Origin of the sequence: Streptomyces natalensis ATCC 27448 (genome assembly GCF_000935125.1) — a bacterium.
Lineage (GTDB): Bacteria > Actinomycetota > Actinomycetes > Streptomycetales > Streptomycetaceae > Streptomyces > Streptomyces natalensis.
Genome location: NZ_JRKI01000042.1, coordinates 1 through 4,850, shown reverse-complemented (window position 1 = coordinate 4,850; position 4,850 = coordinate 1). Strand labels below are relative to the sequence as shown.

Below are 4,850 nucleotides of genomic sequence, written 5' to 3'. Positions count from 1 at the left end.
TCGCAGGTTCGAATCCTGCCGGGGGCACCAGCGAAAAGGCCCTGGACGCATCATGGTCCGGGGCCTTTGACGGCAGAGTTTGACGGCAATGCGACTCTGGGCACCGATGACCGAGGCGTGAACAGGGCTCGGGACCGCTCCTGCTACAAGGCGGCGCGGGCTGCAGTTCAGCGGCGGGCAAGACGCAGCAGCGCCACGAAGCATCTGTGCGATTGGGCCTGTGGGTCGCATTGTGTCGACCATGCCGGGGCTGCACTGGGGCAGCCTATGCAGGCTGGCGCAGCAGATGCGAAGCCACGCAGCCCCCCAAAGGCTACGCAGGCGAGTCAGGTCGCCCCATCACCCGCGGAGAACGGGCGAGTATTGATCAGATCGTCGTCAGTCAGCCCCTCGGCCCGGGAAACAGCCTGCTGCATTGCGTCTTCGAGGTCCTTATGCAGGCGGAACATCTCCATAGGGCGCGAAACGATGCACTCACGCACAAAGCGCCTTCCATGGCTGGCACCTGCCCAAAACTCGACGAGCCTAATCGAGCCATCAATCTCAACCCAAATGGCGAGCGAGACGTGCCGCCGGAGTCCTGTATCCGGGTCCGCATGATGCCAGGTCCACAACGTCGATCCGTGACTTTCAGCCGCTTCGCCGGTGATTTTGTAGTCATGCTTCACCAGGACATCGCGAGGAAGCGCGTCGCTCACAGTCTGAATTGTTCGCGACATATCCTCCTCCATCTCCGTCTCGTCGTCCACGCTAGGTAACCTCCAAGTCGTATCCCGGATTCGCGATTGCCGCAGCTGGGAAGCCCTTGGGCGAGATGTACTCGATCCCGAACCCGCCGGAAATGACGCGCGGACCTCGGATCGGCCGATCAATCTTCCTTGGGTCGAGAACCAGCACGTACCTCCGCAGTACCCAGGGCCACATGAGCGCTAGCCATCGGGACGCCTCCTCCGGCGTGTACGGCGTCGGCGTGACGTACTGCAACCTATTCGAACCACCGGTCAGTGATCCCTTTTGATCGTTTCGCAGATACCGAAGAAGGCCCCTTCGACCGATTTCCACGAATGCATCGTTCCCAGAAATCTCACGCAACGCGTCAATCGGAGTATCCTCTTCGGCGACCCTCCCCGCCAGCATTCTGATGTCAAGAACCGTGGCCAACCTACTGCACGTCGACATGATCCCTCCAGGACCCGGCAAGGACTCCGCGAGATCAGTGTCACGCAGCATGCCAGGACAAGCCACTCAGAGAAATCATGATCCATTTAATGAAGGCACCCCTCACGCCCTATAAGGCAATTGCACCCGAGTCGTTTCACTGACCGACAGTCAACACGCCTTCTCTGGCAGCAAATTGGTAGCCCATAGGTTTTGACGGTGGGGAGCACCCCGGACGGCCAGAATCCGGGGTGTTCTGTGGCAACTCGTTTCACACGGCGGGCAGACGACGCTTGAGCAGCCGGTCCATGTGGCTGATCGCCTCCCGCTGGGTGTCGTGCACGACGTGTGTGTACACGTCCATCGTGATGCTGATCTGGCTGTGTCCGAGGATCTCCATGATGACGCGCGGCGCGACGCCAGCAGCCGTCAGCAGCGTGGCGCAGCCGTGCCGGGCATCGTGCAGCCGGACCACCCGCAGCCCGGCATCGGCGGCCACCCGCGTGAACGACCGGTAGACGTTCCGGGGCTCCACCGGCCGACCGTTCCTCGTGGCGAACACGTGACCCTTCTCGGACCACGTGACGCCGGTGCGCGCGTACGCTTCCCGCTGCCGTAGCCGGTGCCAGCGAAGCGGCGCGATGCACAACGCGGGCATCGGGACCACCCGCTTGCGGCGGCTCTTGGGGTCGTCGTCGTACAGCGTGCCGCGCCGACGCTGCGTCTGCTGACGCACGTGCAGCACCCGGTTGTCGAGGTCAACGTCCGACCAGCGCAGCCCTACCAACTCCCCACGCCGCAAGCCCATGGCGATGGCCAGGACGAACGCGGCATACAGCGGGTCTCGCCGTGCGGCCTCCAGGAACGTCAGCGTCTCCTCCAGAGACCACGGACTGATCTCGCGCTGCTTCACCCGGGGCGGTTCCACCAGCGATGCTACGTTCCGCGTGATGAGTTCCTCGCGCACGGCCGCCGTGAGCGCGGTACGGAGCACACGGTGTGCTTCCTTCGCGGTCGCGGCCGTGCTGGTGCTCTGCATGCGCGTGGTGAAGCGGCGCACGTCGGCGACGCTGAGCGTCTCCAGCCGCTTGGTCCCCAACAGAGGGACCAGGTAGCGGCGCACGTGCATCTCGTACTTGTCGTACGTGCTCAGCTTGCGGCGCGGTTCGATGTACTGCGCCAGCCAGTACGGCAGCCACTCGGAGAGCTTGGCGGAGCGGGTGGGCGTCGGGATGCCCTGACGGGCACGGCGCACCAGTTCCTGACGCTTCTCGTCGCACTCCTCCCACGTATTGCCATACACCGTCTTGCGAGCACGGGTGCCGTCCGGCTGGGGAACGTACACGCGGCCCTCGTAACGGCCGTCCTTTCGCTGCCAGATGCTTCCGGCACCGTTCGGGTTTCGCTTGCGCGCCATCAGGCGGCCTCCTCAAGACAGTTCTTCATGTACGTGGCCACCGCGTCTGCCGGAACGCGGCGCAAACGTCCTTCGGTGAAGCTCGGGAGCCGCTTGGACCGGATCAGGTCGTAGACCTTGAAACGGCTCATCCGGAGCGCGCTCATGACCTCGGGCACGGTCAGGGCCTGGTGACTTGTGGGCAGGGGGGAGTTCATGTGTGACTCCTCTGTGGATGGCCTGCGAACGGAGTTAGGGGCCTCTCAGGAGCCCGCGCCTGTCCGAGGTTCGGATTTCTGCGTCACCTGCGTCACCTGCGTCATTCGCCGCGCTGACCTGCGCTTTCGAGGTGACGCAGCACGGTGGGGGTGCGTCACCGGTGACGCGTGCCTCCGTCATCGGGTGACGCAGATGACGCAGGATGACGCAGGATTCGGCTGTCTGCGTCACCCGTCTTCTGGCAGGTCACCGGCCGTTTTCGGGGTGTGGGTGACGCAGGTGACGCAGCGTCTCTCTACTTCGGACAAAGAGGGGGTGGTGTCTGTTGTGGTGCGCGGCTCAGAGAGTGAAGAAGGAGCCGCTGCGCGGCGCGACCATCGCAGGGCGGCGGTGCCGCCGAACAGCAAGAGGAGCACGCGGGCGCGGGTGCTCCTCTTGCTTGTGCGGGCGGTCGTGGTGCCGTGCGGTCAGAAGGCCGCTTCCTGCTCCGGCGAGGGCGGCGAGGCGGCCGGCCGCGCGATCTCGATGTAGCGGGATGTCTTGGTGCGTCCCCAGTCGATGAGGACGCCCCGGGCGGCGAGGGTCGGCTGAAGGCGCTTGAGGCGGTCTGAGAGCACCTTGCCGGTGGTCGGCCACCCTTTAGGCAGGGGACGGAAGTCCTCACCCGTGTAGAGGCCCGTGAGGCAGTGCAGCCACTCGGCAGACGTCATCCGCTGCTCGGTGCCCGGATCGGCCCCGGCGGCGTGCTTGAGCACCGTTTGTGCCAACAGGTCGCCCTCAATGACGTCGTCGTTGAGGTCGTCCAGGCTGGCCCGGTAGGCGGCGAGCGCTCCCAGACCGGTGGCCGCGTCGAGCTGCGCACACAGGTGCGCGAAGTCGGCCATGCGCAGGTCGGTAGGGATGTCCGCCTGCGCTGCCCGCACCTGCACGGTCAGGCCCAGGAGCGAACCGAGGATGACGGGCAGCACCTCTGCGAAGTCGGACCACAGTTCCGCCTCGGTGCGCCGAACCCTGGGGCGTTCGAGGCGGAGCGGCAGGAGCCGTTCGGCGAGGTCGGGCCGGATCACGCCGACGTCGATGCCGGTCAGGAGCAGGGGGCGGCGGTAGCCGATGCGGAAGACGTCCCCGTCGGTGAACAGGGCGCGCTTGACGTTCTCGGCCCCGGTCACGATGCAGCACATCGCATCGGACAGCTCTGGGGTCATGTGGGAGAGGTTGTCCAAGGCGGTGACCCAGCCGGCCGCCACCGCTGTGATCAGGTTCTCCTCGTCCTTCGGCGCCCGGCGCAGGTCCCCGGTCATGCCCTCGATGATCCGCACGAGCATGCGCCCGCCGGTGGACTTGCCGGCGCCCTGCGGGCCGGTGAGGAATGGGGCCGGGACGGGCACGGTCGGACCCAGGCAGCCGATGAGCCATGCGAGGGCCAGGCACTCGGTCTCGGCGGTGGCGAAGTTGCAGAGCCGCATCAGGAGATCGATGCCCTTGTCGTCCGTGTCCTTGACCGGCAAGGGCAGTTCCCCCGTGAGCTGGGTGCGCCGCCAGCAGACTTCCTGCGGGTCCGGGGTGCGGATGTCCCATCCGGTGGGGTGGATGCGCACGGACTGCCCGTCGCTGCGTCCCAGGTCCAGCCACGTGGCCCCGTCGTAGCCGGGGGCGACGCGGATGTGGACGGGCTGGACGTCCTCGGTCAGTGCCAACGCTTCGATCAGGTCGAGCGCTTCCTTCATCGCAGTGCCGTTGAAGACGCCGATGCCGTCCCTGAACAGTCCGACCATGAGTTCCTGCCGGTGGCTTCCCGTCGTGCCCTGGGAGCGGATCGGGCGGGCCACGGGGTGGCCGTTGCGCTGCGCGTACACGGTGCCGTCGGCGGTGCGGAAGTACCGGAAGTGCGCCTGTGCGTAGTCGGTGATGATCTCGCGGGCGGGGTTCTTGTCGTCGTCGGCCATGGTCACAGCCCCAACCGAGTGCGGGCGTTGGTCCACGCGTCCGTGCAGTGCCGGGCCGTTTCGCCCTTGCTCTGCGCGGCGGTGAACAGGCGAGCGACGTGGGCGTCGGTGAGGCAGCCGCACCGGCCGTG

At 66.2% G+C, this 4,850-nt stretch carries 5 protein-coding genes and 1 pseudogene; all 6 read right to left on the bottom strand.

All coding sequences use genetic code 11. The features are described 5' to 3' along the window. Positions 1-326: 326 nt before the first annotated feature. Positions 327-749: a hypothetical protein gene (locus tag SNA_RS28730; protein WP_030067608.1), complete on the bottom strand. Its 423-nt coding sequence runs from the start codon at positions 747-749 to the stop codon at positions 327-329. A gap of 1 nt (position 750) precedes the next feature. After that, a complete protein-coding gene (locus SNA_RS42865; RefSeq protein WP_157880135.1) occupies positions 751-1,179 on the bottom strand; it encodes a hypothetical protein in 429 nt (142 codons plus the stop codon). Positions 1,180-1,429: 250 nt separating this feature from the next. Next, positions 1,430-2,575, bottom strand: coding sequence for a tyrosine-type recombinase/integrase (locus SNA_RS28725; protein ID WP_044367484.1), 1,146 nt, complete (start codon positions 2,573-2,575; stop codon positions 1,430-1,432). Next, positions 2,575-2,772 carry a helix-turn-helix domain-containing protein gene (locus SNA_RS28720; protein ID WP_030067605.1) on the bottom strand — a complete coding sequence of 66 codons (198 nt, stop codon included), beginning with the start codon at positions 2,770-2,772 and terminating at the stop codon, positions 2,575-2,577. Before SNA_RS28720 ends, SNA_RS28725 begins: the two co-directional genes overlap by 1 nt. Before the next feature lie 468 nt (positions 2,773-3,240). After that, on the bottom strand, positions 3,241-4,719 hold the full coding sequence (locus SNA_RS28715; protein WP_044367482.1) for a hypothetical protein: 1,479 nt from the start codon (positions 4,717-4,719) through the stop codon (positions 3,241-3,243). 2 nt (positions 4,720-4,721) lie between these two features. Then, positions 4,722-4,850, bottom strand: a pseudogene (locus SNA_RS44420) (bifunctional DNA primase/polymerase); the annotation flags it as partial.